At 73.4% G+C, this 22,506-nt stretch carries 19 protein-coding genes; 13 read left to right on the top strand and 6 right to left on the bottom strand.

The genetic code is table 11. The annotated features are described in order from the left end of the window. Positions 1 to 97: 97 nt before the first annotated feature. The 3 genes from ACFWJB_RS34390 (at position 98) to ACFWJB_RS34380 (ending at position 3,958) form a co-directional block, all read left to right on the top strand. Complete coding sequence (locus tag ACFWJB_RS34390; protein WP_385469552.1) at positions 98 to 1,321, top strand: arginine deiminase; 1,224 nt, start codon at positions 98 to 100, stop codon at positions 1,319 to 1,321. 79 nt (positions 1,322 to 1,400) lie between these two features. Then, a complete protein-coding gene (gene argF, locus ACFWJB_RS34385) occupies positions 1,401 to 2,408 on the top strand; it encodes an ornithine carbamoyltransferase (protein ID WP_386927178.1) in 1,008 nt (335 codons plus the stop codon). Positions 2,409 to 2,512: 104 nt separating this feature from the next. Continuing rightward, positions 2,513 to 3,958 carry an amino acid permease gene (locus ACFWJB_RS34380; RefSeq protein ID WP_386927176.1) on the top strand — a complete coding sequence of 482 codons (1,446 nt, stop codon included), beginning with the start codon at positions 2,513 to 2,515 and terminating at the stop codon, positions 3,956 to 3,958. Here the strand turns inward: ACFWJB_RS34380 and ACFWJB_RS34375 are convergent. Then, positions 3,912 to 4,355, bottom strand: a complete 444-nt coding sequence (locus ACFWJB_RS34375; RefSeq protein WP_385469547.1) for an ATP-binding protein — start codon at positions 4,353 to 4,355, stop codon at positions 3,912 to 3,914. The two genes, ACFWJB_RS34380 and ACFWJB_RS34375, sit on opposite strands and share 47 nt — an antisense overlap. A 319-nt stretch (positions 4,356 to 4,674) precedes the next feature. Here ACFWJB_RS34375 and ACFWJB_RS34370 point away from each other — a divergent pair, with 319 nt between their 5' ends. Both ACFWJB_RS34370 and ACFWJB_RS34365 read left to right on the top strand, forming a co-directional pair. Next, on the top strand, positions 4,675 to 5,502 hold the full coding sequence (locus ACFWJB_RS34370; protein WP_385469545.1) for an enoyl-CoA hydratase family protein: 828 nt from the start codon (positions 4,675 to 4,677) through the stop codon (positions 5,500 to 5,502). A gap of 4 nt (positions 5,503 to 5,506) precedes the next feature. Beyond that, positions 5,507 to 7,891, top strand: a complete 2,385-nt coding sequence (locus ACFWJB_RS34365; RefSeq protein WP_386927173.1) for a bifunctional salicylyl-CoA 5-hydroxylase/oxidoreductase — start codon at positions 5,507 to 5,509, stop codon at positions 7,889 to 7,891. Between the two features lie 6 nt (positions 7,892 to 7,897). Here the strand turns inward: ACFWJB_RS34365 and ACFWJB_RS34360 are convergent, their stop codons facing one another. The 3 genes from ACFWJB_RS34360 to ACFWJB_RS34350 form a co-directional block, all read right to left on the bottom strand. Beyond that, positions 7,898 to 8,782, bottom strand: coding sequence for a sulfotransferase family protein (locus ACFWJB_RS34360; protein WP_385469541.1), 885 nt, complete (start codon positions 8,780 to 8,782; stop codon positions 7,898 to 7,900). A gap of 96 nt (positions 8,783 to 8,878) precedes the next feature. After that, positions 8,879 to 9,709 carry a PaaX family transcriptional regulator C-terminal domain-containing protein gene (locus ACFWJB_RS34355; RefSeq protein ID WP_386927170.1) on the bottom strand — a complete coding sequence of 277 codons (831 nt, stop codon included), beginning with the start codon at positions 9,707 to 9,709 and terminating at the stop codon, positions 8,879 to 8,881. 15 nt (positions 9,710 to 9,724) lie between these two features. Next, complete coding sequence (locus tag ACFWJB_RS34350) at positions 9,725 to 11,446, bottom strand: AMP-binding protein (protein ID WP_385469554.1); 1,722 nt, start codon at positions 11,444 to 11,446, stop codon at positions 9,725 to 9,727. 65 nt (positions 11,447 to 11,511) lie between these two features. On the opposite strand from ACFWJB_RS34350, the gene ACFWJB_RS34345 reads away from it, so the two are divergent. The 4 genes from ACFWJB_RS34345 (at position 11,512) to ACFWJB_RS34330 (ending at position 14,451) form a co-directional block, all read left to right on the top strand. Beyond that, positions 11,512 to 12,678, top strand: a complete 1,167-nt coding sequence (locus tag ACFWJB_RS34345) for an acyl-CoA dehydrogenase family protein (protein WP_385469537.1) — start codon at positions 11,512 to 11,514, stop codon at positions 12,676 to 12,678. Continuing rightward, the gene (locus ACFWJB_RS34340) at positions 12,675 to 13,073 is read left to right on the top strand and encodes a RidA family protein (protein ID WP_385469535.1); all 399 of its coding nucleotides are present in this window, start codon (positions 12,675 to 12,677) and stop codon (positions 13,071 to 13,073) included. Before ACFWJB_RS34345 ends, ACFWJB_RS34340 begins: the two co-directional genes overlap by 4 nt. A 127-nt stretch (positions 13,074 to 13,200) precedes the next feature. Continuing rightward, positions 13,201 to 13,644 (top strand): DUF6299 family protein, encoded by a 444-nt coding sequence (locus ACFWJB_RS34335; protein ID WP_386927167.1) that lies wholly within the window; start codon positions 13,201 to 13,203, stop codon positions 13,642 to 13,644. 450 nt (positions 13,645 to 14,094) lie between these two features. Continuing rightward, positions 14,095 to 14,451 (top strand): DoxX family protein, encoded by a 357-nt coding sequence (locus ACFWJB_RS34330; protein WP_385469531.1) that lies wholly within the window; start codon positions 14,095 to 14,097, stop codon positions 14,449 to 14,451. Positions 14,452 to 14,461: 10 nt separating this feature from the next. On the opposite strand, the gene ACFWJB_RS34325 is transcribed toward ACFWJB_RS34330, so the two are convergent. Both ACFWJB_RS34325 and ispH read right to left on the bottom strand, forming a co-directional pair. Continuing rightward, positions 14,462 to 16,069 (bottom strand): class I adenylate-forming enzyme family protein, encoded by a 1,608-nt coding sequence (locus ACFWJB_RS34325; RefSeq protein ID WP_385469529.1) that lies wholly within the window; start codon positions 16,067 to 16,069, stop codon positions 14,462 to 14,464. A 61-nt stretch (positions 16,070 to 16,130) separates the two neighbouring features. Further along, positions 16,131 to 18,158: a 4-hydroxy-3-methylbut-2-enyl diphosphate reductase gene (gene ispH, locus ACFWJB_RS34320; RefSeq protein WP_386927165.1), complete on the bottom strand. Its 2,028-nt coding sequence runs from the start codon at positions 18,156 to 18,158 to the stop codon at positions 16,131 to 16,133. Between the two features lie 329 nt (positions 18,159 to 18,487). Here ispH and ACFWJB_RS34315 point away from each other — a divergent pair, with 329 nt between their 5' ends. From ACFWJB_RS34315 to ACFWJB_RS34300, 4 genes are all read left to right on the top strand, one after another. After that, positions 18,488 to 19,036: a cupin domain-containing protein gene (locus ACFWJB_RS34315; RefSeq protein ID WP_386927163.1), complete on the top strand. Its 549-nt coding sequence runs from the start codon at positions 18,488 to 18,490 to the stop codon at positions 19,034 to 19,036. Between the two features lie 46 nt (positions 19,037 to 19,082). Further along, the gene (locus ACFWJB_RS34310; protein ID WP_385469523.1) at positions 19,083 to 20,234 is read left to right on the top strand and encodes a DegT/DnrJ/EryC1/StrS family aminotransferase; all 1,152 of its coding nucleotides are present in this window, start codon (positions 19,083 to 19,085) and stop codon (positions 20,232 to 20,234) included. A 97-nt stretch (positions 20,235 to 20,331) separates the two neighbouring features. Then, positions 20,332 to 21,456 carry a type III polyketide synthase gene (locus tag ACFWJB_RS34305; RefSeq protein ID WP_385469521.1) on the top strand — a complete coding sequence of 375 codons (1,125 nt, stop codon included), beginning with the start codon at positions 20,332 to 20,334 and terminating at the stop codon, positions 21,454 to 21,456. After that, complete coding sequence (locus ACFWJB_RS34300) at positions 21,456 to 22,484, top strand: methyltransferase (RefSeq protein ID WP_385469519.1); 1,029 nt, start codon at positions 21,456 to 21,458, stop codon at positions 22,482 to 22,484. The genes ACFWJB_RS34305 and ACFWJB_RS34300 overlap by 1 nt, the downstream gene beginning before the upstream one ends. Positions 22,485 to 22,506: the final 22 nt, after the last annotated feature.

Here is a 22,506-nt window from a genome sequence, read left to right as displayed (position 1 = left end):
GCCCGCCGCGCCGGCCGGGCGCCCCGGCCGCGCGCGAAGACCGGCGTATCCGCGCGAGCGGGGGGTGAACGCGCGCCCGAATGGTCAGGATGGAGGCATGGGATTCCACGTCGACTCCGAAGCCGGGCGGCTCAGCCGCGTCATCCTGCACCGGCCGGATCTCGAGCTCAAAAGGCTCACCCCCAGCAACAAGGACGCCCTTCTCTTCGACGACGTGCTCTGGGTGCGCCGGGCGCGCGCCGAGCACGACGGGTTCGCCGACGTACTCCGCGACCGCGGGGTCGAGGTGCACCTCTTCGGCGACCTGCTCGCCGAGACCCTGGACGTCCCGGCGGCCCGCCGGCTCGTCCTGGACCGGGTCTTCGACGAGAAGGAGTACGGAGTGCTGGCCACGGACCACCTCCGGGCCGCCTTCGAGACCCTGCCCGGCCGCGAGCTCGCCGAGGCCCTGGTCGGCGGCATGACCAAGCGGGAGTTCCTGGACGCGCACGCCGAGCCGACCTCCGTGCGCTTCCACGTCATGGAGCTGGACGACTTCCTGCTGGACCCGCTGCCCAACCACCTCTTCACCCGCGACACCTCGGCCTGGATCTACGACGGCGTCTCCATCAACGCCATGCGCTGGCCCGCCCGGCAGCGCGAGACGGTCCACTTCGAGGCGATCTACCGGCACCACCCGCTCTTCCGCGACGAGACGTTCCACCTGTGGTCACAGGGGCAGGCCGACTACCCCTCCACCATCGAGGGCGGCGACGTGCTGGTCATCGGCAACGGAGCGGTGCTCATCGGCATGAGCGAGCGGACCACGCCCCAGGCCGTCGAGATGCTCGCGCACAAGCTGTTCGCGGCCGGCTCCGCCCGCACGATCGTGGCCCTCGACATGCCCAAGCGGCGGGCCGTCATGCACCTCGACACCGTGATGACGATGGTCGACGGCGACACCTTCACGCAGTACGCCGGGCTCGGCATGCTGCGCTCCTACACCATCGAACCGGGCGTGAGCGAGAAGGAGCTGAAGGTCACCGACCATCCGCCGGAGCACATGCACCGCGCGATCGCCGCGGCGCTCGGGCTGGGCGAGATCCGCGTCCTGACCGCGACGCAGGACGTCCACGCGGCCGAGCGCGAGCAGTGGGACGACGGCTGCAACGTCCTGGCCGTCGAGCCGGGTGTCGTCGTCGCCTACGAACGCAACTCCACCACCAACACGCACCTGCGCAAACAGGGCATCGAGGTGATCGAGATCCCGGGCAGCGAGCTGGGCCGGGGCCGGGGCGGGCCGCGCTGCATGAGCTGTCCGGTGGAGCGGGCGGCCGTCTAGGGAGGACAGTCCGCATATAAATTCAGAAGTTCGTATAGACTTCCAGGAGTCCCTGTCCCTGTACCTCTGGAGCGCCCCCATGGCGACAGTCCCGGCCGCCCTCGCCGGCCGCCACTTCCTCAAGGAGACCGACCTCACCGCGGACGAGTTCCGCGGTCTGGTCGCGCTGGCCGCGGAGCTGAAGGCCGCCAAGAAGGCCGGGAACGAGACAACGTACCTGCGGGGCAGGAACATCGCGCTGATCTTCGAGAAGACCTCCACGCGCACCCGCTGCGCCTTCGAGGTCGCCGCCGCCGACCAGGGCGCCTCGACCACGTACCTCGACCCCGCGGGCTCGCAGATCGGCCACAAGGAGTCGGTGAAGGACACCGCCCGCGTGCTCGGGCGGATGTTCGACGGCATCGAGTACCGCGGCGACAGCCAGCAGAAGGTCGAGGAGCTGGCCGCGTACGCCGGGGTGCCCGTCTACAACGGCCTCACCGACGACTGGCACCCCACCCAGATGCTCGCCGACGTGCTCACCATGACCGAGCACAGCGGCAAGCCCCTGCCGGAGATCTCCTTCGCCTACCTCGGCGACGCCCGTTTCAACATGGGCAACTCCTACCTGGTCACCGGCGCCCTGCTCGGCATGGACGTGCGCATCGTCGCCCCGAAGGCCTACTGGCCCGCCCAGGAGGTCGTCGACACGGCCCGGAAGCTCGCGGAGGAGAGCGGCGCACGCGTCACCCTCACCGAGGCCCTGGACGAGGGCGTCCGCGGCGCCGACTTCGTCGTCACGGACGTCTGGGTGTCCATGGGCGAGCCCAAGGACGTCTGGGCCGAGCGGATCGCCGCGCTGTCCCCCTACGCGGTGACCATGGACGTGCTGCGGGCCACCGGCAACCCGGACGTGAAGTTCCTGCACTGCCTGCCGGCCTTCCACGACCTGGGCACCAAGGTCGGCCAGGAGATCTTCGAGGCCCACGGCCTGGACTCCCTCGAGGTCACGGACGAGGTCTTCGAGTCCGCGCACTCGGTCGTCTTCGACGAGGCGGAGAACCGGCTGCACACCATCAAGGCCGTCCTGGTCGCCACCCTCGCCTGAGCAGCACCGACAAGCTGTCCGGCGGTCCGGAGCCACCCCTTTTCCGGGCCGCCGGCCGCGACCACCGTCGCGCCCCGCACCACCAGAAACGAGCACCACCCGCAATGCCCGCTCACCGCGTCAAGTCGCCCCACCTCCTCGTCGCCGAATCCGGTGCCGACCGCGAAGGCCACGGCCTGAAGCGCACCATGGGGCTGTTCCAGCTCGTCTGCTTCGGCGTCGGCGCCATCGTCGGCACCGGCATCTTCGTCGGCCTGTCGGACTCGGTCGCCGAGGCCGGCCCGGCCGTCGTCGTCTCCTTCGTGCTCGCCGCGATCACCTGCGTCTTCACCGCGTTCGCGTTCGCCGAGCTGGGCGGCGCCATCCCCGTCTCCGGATCGTCGTACTCCTTCGCCTACGCCGGACTCGGCGAGCGCACCGCGTTCCTGGTCGGCTGGTGCCTCCTGCTGGAGTACGGCGTGTCGGTCTCCGCGGTCGCGGTCGGCTGGAGCCAGTACGTCAACGAACTGCTGGACAGCGTCATCGGCCTCCAGCTCCCGCACGCGCTCTCCGCCGGCCCCGGTGACGGGGGCCTGGTCAACCTCCCCGCGGTGGTCGTCATCGCCCTGGCCTGCGTGCTGCTGGTGCGGGGCGTGCGCGAGAGCGCCCGGGCGACCGCGGCGATGGCCGTCCTCAAGCTCGCCGTGCTCGTCGCCTTCTGCGCCATCGGCTTCTTCGCCTTCGAGGACGGCAACCTCACCCCGTTCTCGCCGGCCGGCCTCGGCGGCATCGGCGCCGGCACCACGGCCGCCTTCTTCTCGTACATCGGCTTCGACGCCATCACCACCGCCGGTGAGGAGGCCAAGAACCCGCGCCGCGACATCCCTGTCGCCATCCTCGTCTGCATCGGCCTGGTCACCCTGCTGTACTGCGCGGTCGCCCTCGCCGCGATCGGCGCCGTCGGCGGCGGCGAGGTCGGCGACCGGCCGGCCGCGCTGTCGTACGTCGTCGACCGGGTCACCGGCTCCGCCGTCGGCGGCGGCGTCGTCGCCTTCGGCGCGGTGGTGGCGATCGCCTCGGTGGTGCTCGCGGTGATGTACGGCCAGACCCGCATCCTGCTGTCCATGTCCCGCGACGGACTCGTCCCGCCGGTGTTCGAGAAGGTCTCGCCGCGCACCGCCACGCCCGTCGCCGGCACGCTGATCGTCGGCGTCCTCTTCGCGCTCCCGGCCGCCTTCGCGCCGCTGGACGCGGTGGTCAACCTGTGCACCATCGGCACCCTGGCCACGATGGTCGCCGTCAACGTCGCGGTGATCGCCCTGCGCCGCCGCGAGCCGGGCCTCGCCCGCACCTTCCGCGTCCCGCTGTACCCGGTGACGCCGCTGCTCGGCGTCGGCTTCTGCCTCTACCTGATCTACGAGACGGGCCCGGCGACCTGGCTCCAGTTCGCCGTGTTCCTCGCGGTGGGCCTGCTGGTCTACACGGCCTACGGGCGCCGGCACTCCCGGCTCGCCCGGGCCGGGCTCACCGCGGAGGGCGACGCCGCTGAGCGGGAACCCCAGGCAGCCTGAACCAGACCGCCTTGCCGGAGTCGGTGGGGCGGTGACCGCAGGACGAGCTGAGGGCGCGGATCAGCAGGAGACCGCGCCCGTGCTCCTGCCAGGGGTCGGGCGGCTCCTGGTCCGGGCGCGTGAGGTCGCGCGGCGGCCGCGGGTCGGGGTCGTGCACCTCGACCTGGCAGCCGGTCGGCAGCAGCTCCACCACCAGCTCGATCGGGGCCCCGCCCGAGGTGTGCTCGACGGCGTTGGCGACCAGCTCGGCCGTCAGCAGCTCCGCGGTGTCGCCGTCGGCCGTGTGCTCCAGTTCGGCCAGCGCCGAGCGCACCAGGGCACGGGCCACCGGCACGGCCGCGGTGGTGTGCGGCAGCGCGATGCGCCAGAGGGCGGGGGCAGAGGGGCGATCGTGCACGGCTAGTCCGTTCCGGGGCAGGCGGTCCTGTCCTGCTTGCAACCTTATGAATGGTACGGCGCCGCCCGGCAGAGCCCTTCGACGGGCACCACGCGGGACCTTCGACCCCGGTACCGGGCGGCCTACCCCCGTGAACGCCCCGCCTCGCCCGGACGCTCCCGCTGTTACCGCCCCGTCGACGTCCGGTGACGGACGTGACGGAAGCCGATCATCCGCCTCCGTCGGCCTATCGCGCACTCATGACGACGGTCACGGATCGGTGATAGCTTCGAAGGGCAGCGCTCAGTGATGCCGTGCCCGTCCCAGGAGGCCGCCCGTCATGAGTCCCTTCACCGGCTCCGCCGGCCGCACCTTCGACTGGCGGCATCTGCGCGTCGATCTCGCCGACGGCGTGGCCACCGTCACCCTGGCCCGCCCCGAGAAGCTCAACGCGCTGACCTTCGAGGCCTACGCCGACCTGCGCGACCTGCTCGCCGAGCTGTCCCGGGAGCGGTCCGTACGCGCCCTGGTGCTGGCCGGCGAGGGCCGCGGCTTCTGCTCCGGCGGGGACGTCGACGAGATCATCGGCGCCACCCTCTCCATGGACACCGCGCAGCTCCTGGACTTCAACCGGATGACCGGCCAGGTCGTGCGGGCCGTGCGGGAGTGCCCCTTCCCGGTGATCGCCGCACTGCACGGCGTCGCGGCCGGCGCGGGCGCCGTCCTCGCCCTGGCGGCCGACTTCCGCGTCGCCGACCCCAGCACCCGCTTCGCGTTCCTCTTCACCCGCGTCGGCCTGTCCGGCGGCGACATGGGGGCCGCCTACCTGCTGCCCCGGGTCGTCGGCCTCGGCCACGCCACCCGCCTGCTGATGCTCGGCGAACCGGTGCGGGCGCCCGAGGCCGAGCGGATCGGCCTGATCAGCGAGCTCACCGACGAGGGCCACTCCGGCGAGGCCGCGCGGACCCTCGCCCGCCGCCTCGCCGACGGCCCGGCCCTCGCGCACGCCCAGACCAAGGCGCTGCTGACGGCCGAGCTGGACATGCCCCTGGCGGCGGCGGTGGAACTGGACGCCGCCACCCAGGCCCTCCTGATGAACGGCGAGGACTACGCGGAGTTCCACGCCGCCTTCACGGAGAAGCGCCCGCCCAAGTGGAGGGGACGGTAGCTCCATGCCGACCTCGGCCGTACCGACTCGAGGGGCGCGGGGCGGTGCCGATCAGCGGCTCCGCCGCGGGGCGCGCCCGGCCACGACGACACCGCACCCGCCCGACGGGCGCGACCGTCCCGACCGCGTCGCGGTCATCGGCGGCGGCCCCGGCGGCCTCTACACCGCCGCCCTCCTCAAGCGCCTCGACCCCGGCCGCGAGGTCACCGTCTGGGAGCGCAACGCCCCCGACGACACCTTCGGCTTCGGCGTCGTCCTCTCCGACGAGACCCTCGGCGGCATCGAACACGCCGACCCGGAGGTCTACGCGGCCCTGCGCAGGGACTTCGTCCGCTGGGACGACATCGACATCGTCCACCGGGGCACCCGCCAGACCTCCGGAGGACACCGCTTCGCCGCCCTCGGCCGCCGCCGCCTCCTGGAGATCCTGCACACCCGCTGCCGCGACCTCGGTGTGGAGCTCCGCTTCCGCGCCGAGGCCCCGCACCCGGACCGGCTCGCGCGGACCCACGACCTCGTCGTCGCCGCCGACGGGGTGCACAGCACCACCCGGGAGGCCTACGCGGAGGTGTTCCGCCCCCGTCTCACCGCCCACCGCTGCCGCTACATCTGGCTGGCCGCCGACTTCGCCTTCGACGCCTTCCGCTTCGAGATCGCCGAGACCGAGCACGGCGTCGTGCAGCTCCACGGCTACCCCTACGCGGCCGACGCCTCCACCGTCATCGTCGAGATGCGCGAGGAGGTGTGGCGGGCGGCCGGCTTCGACGAGGCGGACGAGCGGGAGTCCGCCGACCGCTGCGCCCGGATCTTCGCCGACGCCCTCGGGGGCCGGCCGCTCAGGTCCAACAGGTCGGCGTGGACCACCTTCCGCACGGTCGTCAACGAACGCTGGTCGCACGGCAACGTCGTCCTCCTCGGCGACGCCGCCCACACGGCCCACTTCTCCATCGGCTCCGGCACCAAGCTCGCCGTCGAGGACGCCCTCGCGCTCGCCGCCTGCCTGGACGAGCAGCCCTCGCTCAAGGAGGCCCTGGCCGCCTACGAGGAGGAGCGCCGTCCCGTCGTCGCCTCGACCCAGCGGGCGGCCCGCGCCAGCCTGGAGTGGTTCGAGGACCTCCAGCGGTACGCCGGCCTGCCGCCCCGCCGGTTCGCCTTCAGCCTGCTCACCCGCAGCCGCCGCGTCACCCACGACAACCTGCGGCTGCGCGACCCCCGCTTCACCGACGCCGTCGAGCGCGAGTTCGGCTGCCCGCCCGGCACACCCCCGATGTTCACCCCGTTCCGGCTGCGCGGTCTGACCCTGCGCAACCGCGTCGTCGTCTCCCCGATGGACATGTACTCCGCCGTCGACGGCGTCCCCGGCGACTTCCACCTGGTCCACCTGGGCGCCAGGGCGCTGGGCGGCGCGGGACTGGTGATGACGGAGATGGTGTGCGTCAGCGCGGAGGGCCGCATCACCCCCGGCTGCGCCGGCCTGTACACCGGGCGGCAGGCCGAGGCATGGCGGCGGATCACCGACTTCGCGCACGCCCGGGCGCCCGGCACCGCGATCGGCGTGCAGCTCGGGCACAGCGGACGCAAGGGCTCGACCCGGCTGATGTGGGAGGGCATGGACGAGCCGCTCCCGGAGGGCAACTGGCCCCTCGTGGCCGCCTCCCCGCTGCCGTACCGGCCGGACGGCCAGATTCCGCGCGAGCTGTCCCGGGCACAGCTGACGGACGTGCGCGAGCAGTTCACGGCCGCCGCCGTCCGGGCCGCGCGCGCGGGGTTCGACCTGCTCGAACTGCACTGCGCCCACGGCTATCTGCTCTCCGGCTTCCTCTCCCCGCTCACCAACCGCCGCACCGACGCCTACGGCGGCACCCTGGAGAAGCGGCTCCGCTTCCCGCTGGAGGTCTTCGACGCCGTACGCGCCGTCTGGCCCGGGGAACGGCCCATGACCGTCCGGATCTCCGCGACCGACTGGGCCGAGGGCGGCACGAGCGCCGACGACGCCGTGGAGATCGCCCGCGCCTTCGCCGCGCACGGCGCCGACGCCGTCGACGTGTCCACGGGGCAGGTCGTGGCCGACGAACGGCCGGAGTTCGGGCGGTCGTACCAGACGCCCTTCGCGGAACGCGTCCGGCACGAGGCGGGGGTTCCGGTGATCGCCGTCGGTGCGATCTCCTCCTGGGACGACGTCAACTCGCTGATCCTGGCCGGACGCGCCGACCTGTGCGCCCTCGCCCGCCCCCACCTGTACGACCCGCACTGGACGCTGCACGCGGCGGCCGAGCAGGGCTACACGGGCCCGGGCGCCGTCTGGCCCGCGCCCTACCGGGCGGGCAGCCGCCGCCCGCAGACCGGACGCACCGACGCCCCCAAGCCCCGGCTCGCGCTGCGCGACTGACCCGGCTCAGGACGGATAGCCCCAGGCCGCGCACGTCGCGCGCAGCGCCGCGGGGACCCGGTCCGCCTCGGGCAACGGGCGGCCCGGCTGCACCGTGCCGGTGCGGACCTTGTCGCGCCAGTCACCGAGGCCCCTGACCAGTTCGGCGTCGCTCTTCTCGCCGTAGTGCAGCATGGCCGGCGCGTAGTCGAGGCCGAGGAACGCGCACAGGCGGCGCATCTCCCGTTCGGGGGCGGCGGTGATGTCCTCGTAGCGCACGGTGAAGCCGTCGGCGTCGGCCGTGCGGGCCTCCTCGACGGCGGCCAGGTAGGGCAGCACGTCCCCGACGGCCTTGTCGTAGGGCCGCTTGACGGGGTCGCTCTCGTGCCAGGAGCGGGCGATCGACTCGGGGTGGCGCAGCAGGAACACGAACCGGGCGTCGGGCCAGCAGTCCTTCAGGCGCCGGTGCATGTAGACGTTGGCCGGCGTCTTCTCGACGACGAAGTCCTTGCCTGACCGGGCCAGTTCGCGGTGCAGGACGCGGTCCCACAGCAGGTGCTCCAGGTCGCCGCGCTCCAGGCCCAGGGCGCCCATCGCCCGCTGGGAGAACCAGTTGGTGCAGGTGACCTCCATGCGGCCGAGGTGCAGCTCGTGCGGGGCGTGCAGCCGCGGGTGGGCGCCCAGCATCATGCGCAGCAGGGTGGAGCCGGAGCGGATGGACGAGATGATGAAGACCGGTCGCCGCAGCAGCCGTTCGGTCGTCAGGTCCTCGCCCGACGGACATCGGTACGGGGCCGCCCGGCGCTCAGCGGGCTCCGGCGCGGGCTTCGGCGCCGCGGGCCGGGGAGCTCTCCGCACCTGGAGGCCGGTGGTGACGGTGAGGGCCCGGTTCAAGCTACGCGTGAGACTCATGGGTCTGGACGCTAGGCAGGAAACCTGAGAAGAGGGTCGGAGGCGGCTGAGGGTTCCCTTATCGCGGACGGAAGTGACGCGGATCATGCCACCGGCTCAGGCCGGCTCCTGGGCCGCGAAGGCGGCGCCGGCGTCCCGGAGGCGCTCGTGCAGGGCCCGGAAGACGGCCGCCGAGCGGGTGCCGGGCCAGTCGGCGGGCAGCAGCCGGGCCGGCAGGCCCGGGTCGGCGTAGGGGAGGTGCCGCCAGGAGTCCAGGACCAGGAGGTAGTCCCGGTACGCCTCCTCGGGCGGGGTGTCCGGGCGGCGCTCCCAGTCGTGCAGCACGCCGGCGTGGCGGCCGAGGAACGCCTCGTGCGCCTCGGCGATCGCGGCCAGGTCCCACCACCGCGCCACCGCCTCGGCGGTCGGGGAGAAGCCCAGGTGCTCCCCGCGGAAGAAGTCCACGTAGGCGTCCAGGCCCAGGCGGCCCAGGGTGTGCCGGGACTCCTCGTACAGCCGGGCCGGGGCGATCCACACACCGGGGGCGGCGGTGCCGAAGCCCAGGCCGGCCAGGCGCGAGCGCAGCACATGCCGCTTCTGCCGCTCCTTCTCGGGCACGGAGAACACGGCGAGCACCCAGCCCTCGTCGGGGTGGGGCGCGGTGGCGTAGATGCGCCGGTCCCCGTCCTCCAGCAACTGCCGCGCGTCGGCCGAGAGTTCGTAACCGGCCGCACCCTGTGCCGTGCGGGCGGGCAGCAGCAGTCCGCGCCGCTTCAGCCGCGACACCGACGAACGGACGGAGGGCGCGTCCACCCCCACCGCGGCCAGCAGCCGGATCAGCTCGGCGACGGGCACCGGGCCCGGCGCGAACCGGCCGTACGCGCCGTAGAGCGTGACGATCAGGGACCTCGGGGTGTGCTGCGGGGGCTGGTCGGACACGTTGATCATCTTAGGTCGTCGGCATCAGCCCTGGTCACCCCGGGTCTCGGGGGACGTCAGCAGCCGGTAGCGCTGGAGCTTGCCGGTCGCCGTGCGCGGCAGGGCGTCCCGGAAGTGGATCTCCCGCGGGCACTTGTACGGCGCCAGCTCGGCCTTGAGGAACGCGCGCAGGGCCTCGGCGTCCCGCTCGGCGCCGTCCCTCAGCACCGCGTGGGCCACCACGACCTGCCCGCGCGCCGGGTCGGGCCGGCCCACCACCGCCGCCTCCACCACGTCGGGATGCCGCAGCAGCGCGTCCTCCACCTCCGGCCCGGCGATGTTGTACCCGGCGGAGATGATCATGTCGTCGGCTCGTGCCACGTACCGGAAGTACCCGTCGGGCTCGCGCACATAGGTGTCCCCGGTGATGTTCCAGCCGTCGCGCACGTACTCCCGCTGCCGCGGATCGGCGAGGTACCGGCACCCGACCGGCCCGCGCACCGCCAGCAGCCCGGGCTCCCCGTCCGGCACGGGCAGTCCGTTCCCGTCCTGCACCCGCGCGTGCCACCCCGGCACCGGGACACCCGTGGTGCCGGGCCGCACCGCGTCGTCGGCCGCCGAGACGAAGATGTGCAGCAGCTCGGTGGCGCCGATGCCGTTGATGATGCGCAGGCCGGTGCGTTCGTGCCAGGCGTGCCAGGTGGCCGCCGGCAGGTTCTCGCCCGCCGAGACGCAGCGCCGCAGGCAGCTCACGTCGTGGGCGTCCAGCTCGTCCAGCATCGCCCGGTAGGCCGTCGGCGCGGTGAACAGCACCGAGACCCGGTGCTCGGCGATGGCCGGCAACAGCTGCCGCGGGCCGGCCTGTTCGAGCAGCAGCGCGCTCGCTCCGGCCCGCATCGGGAAGATCACCAGCCCGCCCAGCCCGAAGGTGAAGCCGAGCGGCGGACTGCCCGCGAAGAGGTCGTCCGCGCGCGGCCGCAGGACGTGCCGGGAGAAGGTGTCGGCGATCGCGAGCACGTCGCGGTGGAAGTGCATGCACCCCTTGGGCCGTCCGGTGGTGCCGGAGGTGAAGGCGATCAGCGCCACGTCGTCGGCCGCGGTCGCCACCGCCGGGAAGGGGGTGTCCGGCGCGGCCCGGCGCAGCAGGTCGTCGGGCGCGTCCCCGCCGTACGCCGCGATGCGCAGCCCCGGGACCTCCGCCCTGGCGAGGTCGTCGACGGCGCGGACGTCGCACAGGGCGTGCCGCACCCGCGCGATCTCGCAGATCGCGCTCAGTTCGTGCGGGCGCGCCTGCGCCAGCACGGTGACCGCCACCGCGCCCGCCTTCAGCACCGCCAGCCAGCAGGCGGCCAGCCAGGGGGTGGTGGGGCCGCGCAGCAGCACCCGGTTGCCGGGCACGACCCCCAGGTCGCCGGTGAGCAGATGCGCGATCCGGTCGACGCGGGCCCGCAGCTGACCGTACGTCCAGCCGTCCCCGGACGTGGTGCGGAAGACCGGACGGTCGCCGGGCGGGCCGGTGAGCAGTTCGGCGGCGCAGTTCAGACGGGCCGGGTAGCGCAGCTCCGGCAGGTCGAAGCGCAGCTCCGGCCACTGACCGGGGGGCGGCAGGTGCTCGCGCGCGAACGTGTCGACGTGGGCGGAGCGGTGGGGTCCGGCGCGGTGCGGCTCCGCGTGGTGCGGTTCCGCGGCGTGCGGATCTGCCATGGCGGTTCGCCCCCTTTGTCGTGGTGGGCTCGCGCATCGAGCGTATCGTGTCGGTGACGGCAGTCAACGGGGCGCGATAACCTCGGGGGTGACCCGGCGGGCAGGGGGAGCAGGGGAAGGGACCGGCGATGACCGCATTCTCGCTCGAACCGGAACAACTCGCCTGGTGCGAGCGGCTGCGCGCCCTGGCCGCGGAACGGCTGCGCCCCTTGGCCGACCGGGGCGGGACGGGCCACGTCAACCGCCCCCTCGTCGCCGAACTCGGCGCCCTCGGCCTGCTGCCCCGCCTGTTCACCTCCGGCGCGCTCGACCTGTGCCTGATGCGCGAGTCCCTCGCCTACGCCTGCACGGAGGCCGAGACCGCCCTGGCCCTCCAGGGGCTCGGCGCCCACCCGGTGCACGCCCACGGGACCGAGGTGCAGCGCGCCCGCTGGCTGCCCCGGGTGAGCGACGGCAGCGCGGTGGCCGCCTTCGCGCTCAGCGAGCCGGCCGCGGGTTCGGACGCGGCGGCCCTGACCCTGAGGGCGGAGCCGGCCGGCACCGCCCTGGCCGCGGACGCGGACGGCCGCTCCGCGTGGCGGCTCACCGGCGAGAAGTGCTGGATCTCCAACGCCCCCGAGGCCGACTTCTACACGGTCTTCGCCCGTACCACCCCCGGCGCCGGGGCCCGCGGCGTCACCGCCTTCCTCGTGCCGGCCGACCGCCCCGGCCTCACCGGCAGCCCCCTCGACATGCTGTCGCCCCACCCCATCGGCGCCCTGTCCTTCGACGCGGTGCCCGTCACCGCCGACGACGTCCTGGGCGAGCCGGACCGCGGCTTCCGCGTCGCCATGGGCACCCTCAACCTGTTCCGCCCCAGCGTCGGCGCCTTCGCCGTCGGCATGGCCCGCGCCGCCCTGGACGCCACGCTGGCCCACACCGGCGCCCGCGACGCCTTCGGCGGCAAACTCCGCGACCTCCAGACCGTCTCCCACCAGGTCGCCGAGATGGCCCTGCGCACCGAGGCGGCCCGCCTCATGGTGTACGCGGCGGCGACGGCGTACGACGAGAACGCGCCGGACGTGCCGGGGCGGGCCGCGATGGCCAAGCTGCTCGCCACCGAGACCGCCCAGTACGTCGTCGACAGGGCCGTCCAGCTGCACGGCGCCCGCGCCCTGCAACGCGGCCACCTCCTCGAACACCTCTACCGGGAGGTCCGCGCCCCCCGCGTCTACGAGGGCGCGAGCGAGGTGCAGCGCGACATCATCGCCAAGGAGCTGTACCGCACGCACACGACCGAGGAGGCCGGCGCATGACCGCCGAACGCGTGAACCCGCCCGGCCTCTCCCCGCCCACCGGCTTCTCCCACGCCGTCGTCGCCACCGGCACCCGGGTCGTCTTCCTGGCCGGCCAGACCGCGCTCGACACGGACGGGAGGATCACCGGCGACACCCTTCCCGCGCAGTTCGAGAAGGCCCTCGCCAACCTCCTCGCCGCCCTGCGCGCCGCCGGCGGCACCCCCGCCGACCTGGCCCGCGTCACCGTCTACGCCACCGACGTCGCCGACTACCGCGGCCACGCCGGGGACCTCGGCCGCATCTGGCACCGGCTCGCCGGCCGCGACTACCCGGCGATGGCGGTCGTCCAGGTCGTACGCCTGTGGGACGAGCGGGCGCTGGTGGAACTGGACGGCTTCGCCGTACTGCCGTGAGCCCGCCGCGCGCCGGGCGGCCGCCGGCAGGCGCGGACTCGCCACCGAAGGGGTGAGGGTCACTCCCTTCGGGCCGTCCGGCCGGTACCCCTGGAATCCCTCATTCCGACCGACCGGGAGGTACCCCATGTCCCTACGCCCCGCCGCCCTCGCAGCGGCCGCCGGCGCCACCCTGATCCTGCTCGCCGCCCCCGCGATGGCCGACGCCGCCGACACGGTGACCGCGGACCCGGCCCAGGTGGTGACCGTGGACCGCGCCGGCCGCATCGCCGCGGACGGCAGCATCACCCTGACCGGCACCTACCGCTGCTCCGGCGGCACCGGCCCGGTCTACGTCAGCTCGTCCGTGAGCCAGGACAAGGGCTCCAACGAGTACGGCATCGGCGGCACCCGCGCGGTGTGCGACGGCCGCCAGCACCGCTGGGCCAACACCGGCACGCCCTCCCGCGCGCTGCGTCCCGGCACGGCCCACGTCAAGGCGACCCTGCTGGAGCTGCGGCCGCTCGGCATCCTGCCGCTGCCGTACTTCCACGCGTGGCAGGAGCGGGACGTCACGCTGGCCAAGGGCTGAGGCCGCGGCCGGCCCGGACCGCACCGTCGCCCGTCACGACCGCCCGTGACGGGCGACGGCGCGTCGTCCACCGCCCGTGCCGGGCGGGCCCCCGCGCGGACCGCCTCCTCGAAGGGCCCGGCGCGATCGCCGGAAAGCACCCCGCGTCCCGTCCCGGTCGTGCATACTCACAGCCTTCCGGGAGCGTGCGGAGAGCCCCGCGCCCTCCCGGTGCGCGCGTGCCCCGTGGGGCCGGACCACCCGCGAGTGAACTCCCGTCCGTATCCGGCCAGTTGTGGCTGAAGAGTGGCGAGTAAGGCCTGTTCCGTACCGGGGTGACCTGTACGATCATCACCGCACAAAAGCGTCCCGAGCCGACAGCACCGACGCGTCGTGGTGCTGCGCGGCGGCCACCAGGTCATCCGGCCACTGGTGCACCCGGCACCCTTGTCTCCACAGAGCGGAGAGAACGTGTACATCGCCTTCGTCACGGTCACCATCATCGGCGCGGTCTTCAACGGTGCCGCCGCCGTCACGTACCTGATCGGCCACGAATACCCCAAGACCCAGGCGGACATGAAGGGCATCCCCCGGAAGTACGTCCCGGTCCTCGGGTCGTTGCTGGCGGCGGGCACCGTGGGGCTGCTGGCCGGGCTCGCCGTACCGGTACTGGGCACCCTCGCCGCCTGCGGCCTCATCCTGTACTTCATCGGCGCGATCATCGCCCACCTGCGGGTCGGTTCCCGCGACATCGTGGGCGGGATCGTCTTCCTGATCACCGCCGTGGCCGTCCTCGTCCTGGGCCTGCTCGACCACGGCGCCTGGTGACCTCCGGGGCCTACAGGCCGGCCTCGAGGCGGCGGGAGAGCTCGACCCGGCGGGTCTTCAGCGTGGCGGTGCGGGGCAGTTCGGCCAGCGGGATCCGGACCGGCTCCGCCAGCTGCGGATAGGCGGCCGTGGCGGCGCGCCAGCGGTCCGGGTCCAGGGGCTCGTCGCCGTGGGTGCAGACGACCGGGACCGCGGTGGACCCGGGGCCCGGTACCACGACGACCTCGGCGAGCTCCGCCAGCTCGTCCAGGAGCACGTCCTCGATCTCGAGGTTGCTGCCCACCCCGGGGATCGTGTCGAACTCCCGGTCGAGCATGTGCAGGCAGCCGAACGAGGTGCGGTAGCCGACGTCCCCGGTGCGCCACCAGCCGTCGTGCAGATTGGCGTCGTAGCGCTCCTGCTCGCCGTGGTACGTCTTCGCCAGCCCGTCCCAACGGACCTCGATGAAACCGGGGTTGGCCTGCGATGGCCGCCTGCCGTCCCGGCTCACCAGCCTCACCCGGGCGCTGCCCGGCAGGGGGTAGCCCACGCAGCGTCCGTCCATCCGGTGGACGAACCGGCGGAAGTACGGCCGGCCGGCCGCGGGGCCGACCTCGCTCTGCCCGTAGATCTGGAAGAACTGCGCCCGCCGGTCGGAGGCGTGCAGCAGACGGCGCACCGTCCTCGGGTGGATCGCGTCGAAGGTGCTGCTGAAGTACTTCACCGACGAGAACGGGCGGCGCGCGTCGTCGGCCACGTCCTCCCACACCATGAAGGAGTTGGGCAGCGCCTCTATCAGCCAGGGGCGGCGCTCGGCGAAGAACGCCGCGACGGCGTCCGGGGCGCCGTCCTTCACCAGCAGCGCCGGCATCCCCTGGAGGAGGCAGAGCGACATCGCCGCGAAGGTCCGGGAGTGGCCGAAGGGGAGGTGGATCGCCACGGTCCCCCGCTTCCTCATCAGCCCCAGCAGGAACAGCTGCGGGCGCAGCCGGGACCGCATCGTCCGCGGGGTGTGCACGACCAGCTTGGGCAGACCCGTGGTGCCGGACGTGTGAGTGATCATGGCCGGGTCGTCCAGGCCGCGCAGGACCGGCCGCACCGGCACCGAGCCGTCCAGCCCGTCGAGCGCCACCGCCCCCGGACCGGCGTCGCCCACACCGATCACGCCCCGGGTGAGCGCCTTCAGATCCACGCCGTCCCCGGTCAGGGCACGGAGCTTGGGCCCGTCGGTGACCAGGTGCGGCCGCTCCAGCCGGGCCAGCAGGGCGCCGATCGCCTCGGAGTCCAGGTGCTGCGACAGCATGACCGGGACCGCGCCGATGCGCTCCACCGCCGTCGCCAGCAGCCAGAGATCGAAGTTGGGGGCCTTGCAGATCACCACATGACCGCCGCGGCGCACCCCGGCGGCGGCGAACCGGTTCGCGACGTCCGCCACGTGGTCCGCGAGCTGACGTACCGTCAGTCTCCGTCCGGCCTCCGGCAGGACGTCGAGGTCGTGGTCGAGGACCAGCGGCATGCCGCCCCGGACGCGCGCGGCCCGCTCCGGGACCACGCCGAGGTAGAGGCCGCGCTGGTGCACCGACGGGGCCGGTGCGCGGTTCGGCCGGTGGCTCAGCTTGTACAGCAACGTGCTTCCCATGAGGTCTCCTGTGCGTCCTGCGGAGCGATGGTGCGGATGGGCAACGGGTGCGGGCGCCGGATCAGCGGTCGCGGTAGGCGACCATGTCGGCCAGTTCCTCGAGACGCAGGCGCCAGTGGCCGGGCAGGCCGGCGTCCGCCAGGGCCGTACGGGCGTCGGCGACCAGGGCGTCGATCCGCTCCTCGACCTCCGCGCGCACCCCGGAGGCGAGCAGGGCGGCACGGAGCTCCGCCGGATTCCAGTCGGCGTGGCGGCTGTCCTCGACCAGCCGGGCGACCCGCGGGTCCCTGGCCGCGCCCAGTGCGATCAGCAGCGTCATCTTGTGCTCGCTGAGGTCCAGGCCGGTCGGCTTGCCGGTCGCCGTCGCGTCGCCGAACGCGTCGAGCAGGTCGTCCCGCAGCTGGAACGCCTCGCCGGCCGCCACCCCGTACGCCTCGAAGACCGAGTGCAGCCCCGGGCGTCCGGCGACGGCCGCGCCGAGGGCCAGCGGGCGGTGGATGGTGTAGCGGCCGGACTTGCAGACGGCGACCCAGCGGGCCAGGTCCGCGTCCGGCTCCACCTCGGCGGCCAGGGCGACGTCCAGCTGCTGGCCGATGATCATCTCCGTGACCAGCTCGTGCCACACCTGTGCCGCCGGGCCGGTCAGCCTGCTCGCCAGCCGGTTCGCGTAGCTGAGCGCCAGGTCCCCGGCGAGCAGGGCGACGGCCTCCCCGTACCGGCGCGACTCCCCGGCCCAGGCGCGGCGCGCGTGCAGGTCCGTGTACGCGGCGTGGACGGTCGGGACGCCGCGCCGGGTGGGCGAGTTGTCCATGATGTCGTCGTGGATGAGCGCGAACGCGTGCAGCAGCTCGAGCGCCGCCGCCGCGTCCACGACCGTGTCCTCGTCCGCGGCGGCGCCGCCGGCCGCCAGGTAGCCGGTGACGCAGAACAGGGGACGCAGCCGCTTGCCCCCCGCGGCGACCAGCTCCGCGACGGCCGCCACCGGCACCGCCACCCGGGGGTCGACGGTGCTCCAGCGCGCCTCCTCGGCACTCAGCAGCTCCCCGATCCGCCGGTCGACCCGGTCCAGCAGCTTGCCGCAGGTCTCCTCCTCCGCTCCGGCACGCTCCCGCACCGTCGCCGCACCGCCGTCCGCGCCGGCCGGCGCCACCGCGTCCTCCAGCTCCGGCGGCAGCCGGAACGTCACGTTCTCGGTGGCCGTCACCTCCGTCTCGACGTCCCCGAAGCCCAGGTCCGCCAGCCGGCGCAGCGCCCGTTCCACCAGCACCTCGGGGGCGCTCGCGCCGGCCGTGAGGCCCACCGTGCCGACGCCCTCCAGCCAGGCGGGGTCGAGCAGGTCCGGGTCGGGCAGCAGCCGGGCGTCGGCGCCCGCGGCCCGGGCGACCTCCACCAGGCGCACCGAGTTGCTGGAGTTGGCCGAGCCGACGACCAGGACCAGGTCGCTGCGGCCCGCGATCGCCTTCACCGCGTTCTGCCGGTTCTGGCTGGCGTAGCAGATGTCGGCGCTGCCCGGACCGGTCAGCCCCGGGAACCGCTCCTCGAGGACGGCCACGATCTCGGCCGTGTCGTCCACCGACAGCGTGGTCTGGGTGAGATACGCGGCCGAAGTCCCCGGCGGCAGGTCGAGCCGTCCGGCCTCCTCCACGCTGCCGACGACGACGGTGCGTTCCGGGGCCTCCCCGAACGTGCCCTCGATCTCCTCGTGGCCGACGTGCCCGACGAGGATCAGCGTGTCCTTGTCCCGGGCGAACCGGACGGCCTCCTGGTGGACCTTGGCCACGAGCGGGCACGTCGCGTCGACGACCGTGAGCCCGCGCCGCCGGGCGTTGTCGCGGACCTGCGGGGACACCCCGTGCGCGGAGAAGATGCACACGGCACCGGCCGGCACCTCCTCCTCCGAGTCGACGAAACGGGCGCCCTTGCCCTCCAGGTCCCGCACGACATGCTCGTTGTGCACGATCTGCTTGCGTACGTAGACGGGCGCGCCGTGCAGCTGGAGGGCGCGTTCCACCGTCTCGACGGCCCGGTGCACTCCGGCGCAGGCTCCCCGGGGCTCGGCCAGCAGAACTCGATGCGGGGCGGACGGCATGATTTCCCCCTCGGGATGGATTCTGGAATTCCGTAACGGATGCAGCCGTCCCGACGGTGACCGACGGGCCGCGAAACGCATCCTCGACGCCGTCCCTTGCCGTGGAATACGCGGCGAGTTGGCCTCCGCTTCCGGCAAGCAGGCGCCAATCCCGGACCCAGTGGTCCCCAAGTCACCGCTGGCATTCTCACTGCGGAGGCCGGCCGGCCCGGCCGCGGCACCTTTTTCCCGACGTGCCGGAAGACGCCCGCGGTCGCCCCGAATCATCCGGTTCCCCGGATTTCCCCGTCCTTCCGCGTCCGCATTCCACCCGAGAGAGCGACACCAGCATGAGCGGTCTCATCGTCCCGCCCGGCCAGGGCCGGAAACTCGTCACGAAAGCGCAGGACGTGACCTTCAAGGTCACGGCCGCGGACGGCTCCTCGTCCTCCGTGTTCGAGGTGGTCGTGCCCCCGGGGTTCGACGTCGGCGCGCACACCCACAGCCACTCCCAGGAGTTCTTCTACGTCCTGGAGGGGGAGTTGGAGCTCTTCGCGTTCGAGCCCACCGAGCGGACCCACGACACCTGGCACGGCTGGGAGTCCCCGGGCGGCGACCGTGCCGCCCGGGCGGTGACGGGCAGCTGCATGTTCGTCCCGCCGGGCTGCCCGCACGCCTTCCGCAACGCCACCGACCGGCCGGCCCGCATGCTCTTCCAGAGCTCCCCCTCGCCGGACCACGAGCGGTACTTCGAGGAGATCGTCGAGATCTTCGCCGCCGGCCGGACCGTCGACTCCGAGGCCGTGGAGCGGATGCGCAAGCGCTACGACGTCCAGCAGATCACCCCGCTCCGCTTCACCCCGCCCACCCCGGCACCGGCCGGGCGGCCCGCGGCATGACCAGCGCACACCCGACCGGACACGAAGAGCTGAGGGGTGACCTCCGATGACCGTGACCACCACGGACAGCATTCCGCTCGTGCACGCGAGCCTCGGCGACCGGGAACTCGCCGCCGTCGCAGAGGTGTTCGCCTCGGGCTGGCCGGCCGGCCAGGGCCCGAAGGGCAAGGCACTCGAGGCCCAGCTCGCCCAGCGCTACGGCGTCGGTGACGCGGTCGCGCTGAGCAACTGCGGCGCGGCGCTCCACCTGGCCATGCTGGCGCTCGGCGTCGAGCCCGGCGACGAGGTGATCGTCGCCGACTACACCTTCCCCGCCCCGGCCCACGCCGTGCGCTACGTCGGCGCGACCCCCGTCTTCGCGGACGTGCGCCGCGACACCGGCACCGTCGACCCGCAGGCGGTGGCGGACCTGATCGGACCGCGCACCGTGGGCGTGATCGCGGTGGACACCGTCGGTCTGCCCGCCGACTACACCGCGCTGATGGCCGTCGCCGACCGCCACGGCCTGTTCGTCGTCGAGGACGCCGCCTGCGCGGTCGGCGCCACCTACCAGGGCCGCCCGGCCGGCGCGCTCGCGCCGGTGGCCTGCCTGTCCTTCCACGGCCGCAAGGGCGCCAGCAGCGGCGAGGGCGGCGCACTGCTCGCCGCCGACCCGGTGATCGGCGCGGACGCCCGGCTGCGCTCGTCGTTCGGCATCGGCAGCATCTACGACCAGGCCCAGGTGGTCGGCCTGCCCATCCCGGCGTTCACCGACATCGGCTACAACTACAAGCTGTCCGACATCGCCGCCGCCATCCTCCAGGTGCAGCTCGCACGGGTCGACGAACTCCTCGAACGCCGCGGCCGGATCGCGGCGGCGTACACGGAGGCGCTCGCCGGCGAGGAACTGCTCACGGTGCCGCACGTGCCCGCCGACCGCACCCACGCCTGGCAGTCCTACCTGGTGACCCTCGACCCGCGCGTCGACCGGTCCGGGCTCGCCGCCTCGCTGCGCGCCCAGGGCATCGGCTGCGGGCACGGCACCTGGGCCAGCCATCTCCAGCCGGTGTACGACGCCGCGCAGAGCTGCCCGGTCTCGGCGGACCTCTTCCAGCGCAACCTGGCCATCCCCATGCACGCCGAACTCCGCCCGGACCAGGTCGAACGCGTCGTGGACGTGCTGCGGGCCGAGCTGAAGAACAACCTGCGCCCGAGCTGACCGGGGCGCCGCCCGGCCGTGCTCCGCGGCACCCGTCGCCACGGACGACACCGAACCCCTGACCGACAGCAGACTTCCCGAGAGGCGGACGCCGGACATGCCCATCCTCTGCAAGCCCGCGGTGCGCGTACCGGAATACATCATCACCATGGAGCAGACCCTGGAATTCGCCAGGAAAGCCCACGCGGGAAAGCCGCAGCTCCCGCTCGCGCTCCGGCTGATAGAGAACACCGGAGTGCAGAAACGGCACATCGTGCAGCCCATCGAGAAGACCCTGGGCCACCCCGGTTTCGAGGAACGGAACCGCATCTACGAGACGGAATCGAAGAAGCGCTGCCCCGAGGCCGTCGAGGAGGCCCTGGCGAACGCGATGCTGCGCGCCGAGGACATCGACGCGATCATCTATGTGTCGTGCACCGGATTCATGATGCCCTCGCTCACCGCATGGCTGATCAACACCATGGGGTTCCGCTACGACACCCGGCAACTGCCCATCGCGCAACTCGGCTGCGCGGCCGGCGGGGCGGCCATCAACCGCGCCCACGACTTCTGCGCCGCCCACCCCGACAGCAACGTGCTGATCGTCTCGTGCGAGCTGTGCTCGCTGTGCTACCAGCCCGACGCCGACGACATCGGCTCGCTGCTGTCCGACGGACTGTTCGGCGACGCGGTCGCGGCGGCCGTGGTGCGCGGTCGCGGCGGCCCCGGCGTCACCGGGGTCGAGCTGCGGCGCAACGCCTCGTACCTGATCCCGAACACCGAGGACTGGATCTCGTACGCCGTCCGCGACACCGGGTTCCACTTCCAGCTCGACCGCCGGGTGCCGGGCACCATGGAGCCGCTCGCCCCCGTGCTGCGCGACCTCGCCGCCGGCCACGGCTGGGACGCCGCCGACCTCGACTTCTACGTCATCCACGCCGGCGGCCCCCGGATCCTGGACGACCTCGCCAAGTACCTCGGGGTCGACCGCACGGTCTTCCGGCACAGCTGGGGGACGCTGACCGAGTACGGGAACATCGCCAGCGCCGTGGTGCTCGACGCGCTGCGCAGACGCTTCGAGGAGGGGCCGCTGCCCACCGGCGCCACCGGGGTGATCGCCGGCTTCGGCCCCGGCATCACCGCCGAGATGGCCCTGGGCACCTGGGTCGACGGCACGGCCCACCAGCACAGCGAGCACCCGGCCGCCGTGGCCGCGCCGCGCCCGTACGCAGGGAGGATCTGATGAGCAGCACCGGCACCGACCGCACCGCCGGCACACCGGCCGGACCCACGTCCGACCGGATCATGCGGATGATCAACGGCTACTGGGCCACCGGCATCCTGGGCACGGCGGCGACGTACGACCTGTTCACCCACCTGGAGGACGGCGCCGGCACCCCGGACGCGCTGGCCGCACGGGCCGGGATCGCCCCCCGCGGCGCCCAGGCCCTGCTGGACGGCCTGGTCGCCCTGGACCTGGTCGAGGTGGACGGGGGCCGCTACCGCAACACCCCGGAGGCGGCCGCCTTCCTCGTGTCCGGCCGGCCCGTCTCCCTCACCGGGTTCGCCCGCCTCAAGATGGGCCACCTGGGCTCGCTGGCCGCACTGCCCGACGTCGTGCGCGCCGGAGGGCCGGTGACGGACGCGGTGGTGGAGGTCGCCGACAACCCGCACTGGGAGAACCTCGTCCAGGCCATCGCCGCGCAGTCCGTGCCCGTCGCGCACCTCGCGGCCGGGGAACTCGGGCTGGCCGACGCCGGGAAGGTCTCGATCCTCGACATCGGCGGCGGTTCCGGAGTCTGCTCCGCCGTCTGGCTGGGCATCAACCCCGACGCCCGGGCCACCCAGATCGACTGGGCGCCGATCAACGCCATCGCCCGGCGGCTGCTGGCCGAACAGGGCGTCGGCGACCGGGTCGACCACGTCGACGGCGACTTCCACACCGTCGACTTCGGCGACGGCGAGCACGACGTCGTCATGTACTCCAACATCGCCCACCAGGAGGGTCCCGAGGCCAACCGGGCGGTCTTCGCCCGGATACGCAGGGCACTGCGGCCCGGCGGCACGCTGGTCGTCTCGGACTACATCACCGACGACGACCGCAGCGGCCCGCCCTTCGCCCTGACCTTCGCCGGGGAGATGCTGCTCAAGAGCCGGCACGGCTCGACGTGGTGCCGCCGCGACTACCACGCGTGGCTCACCGCCGCTGGGTTCGAGGACATCCGCTTCCTGGACACCCCGTCCCCCACCACCCTCGTGCTCGCCCGCTGACGGACGGCGGAGCCCCCGGCGC

Source organism: Streptomyces sp. NPDC127100 (assembly GCF_042724095.1).
Lineage (GTDB): Bacteria > Actinomycetota > Actinomycetes > Streptomycetales > Streptomycetaceae > Streptomyces.
Note: the sequence above shows the minus strand (reverse complement) of the source record. Positions and strands in the feature narration are given on the sequence as shown.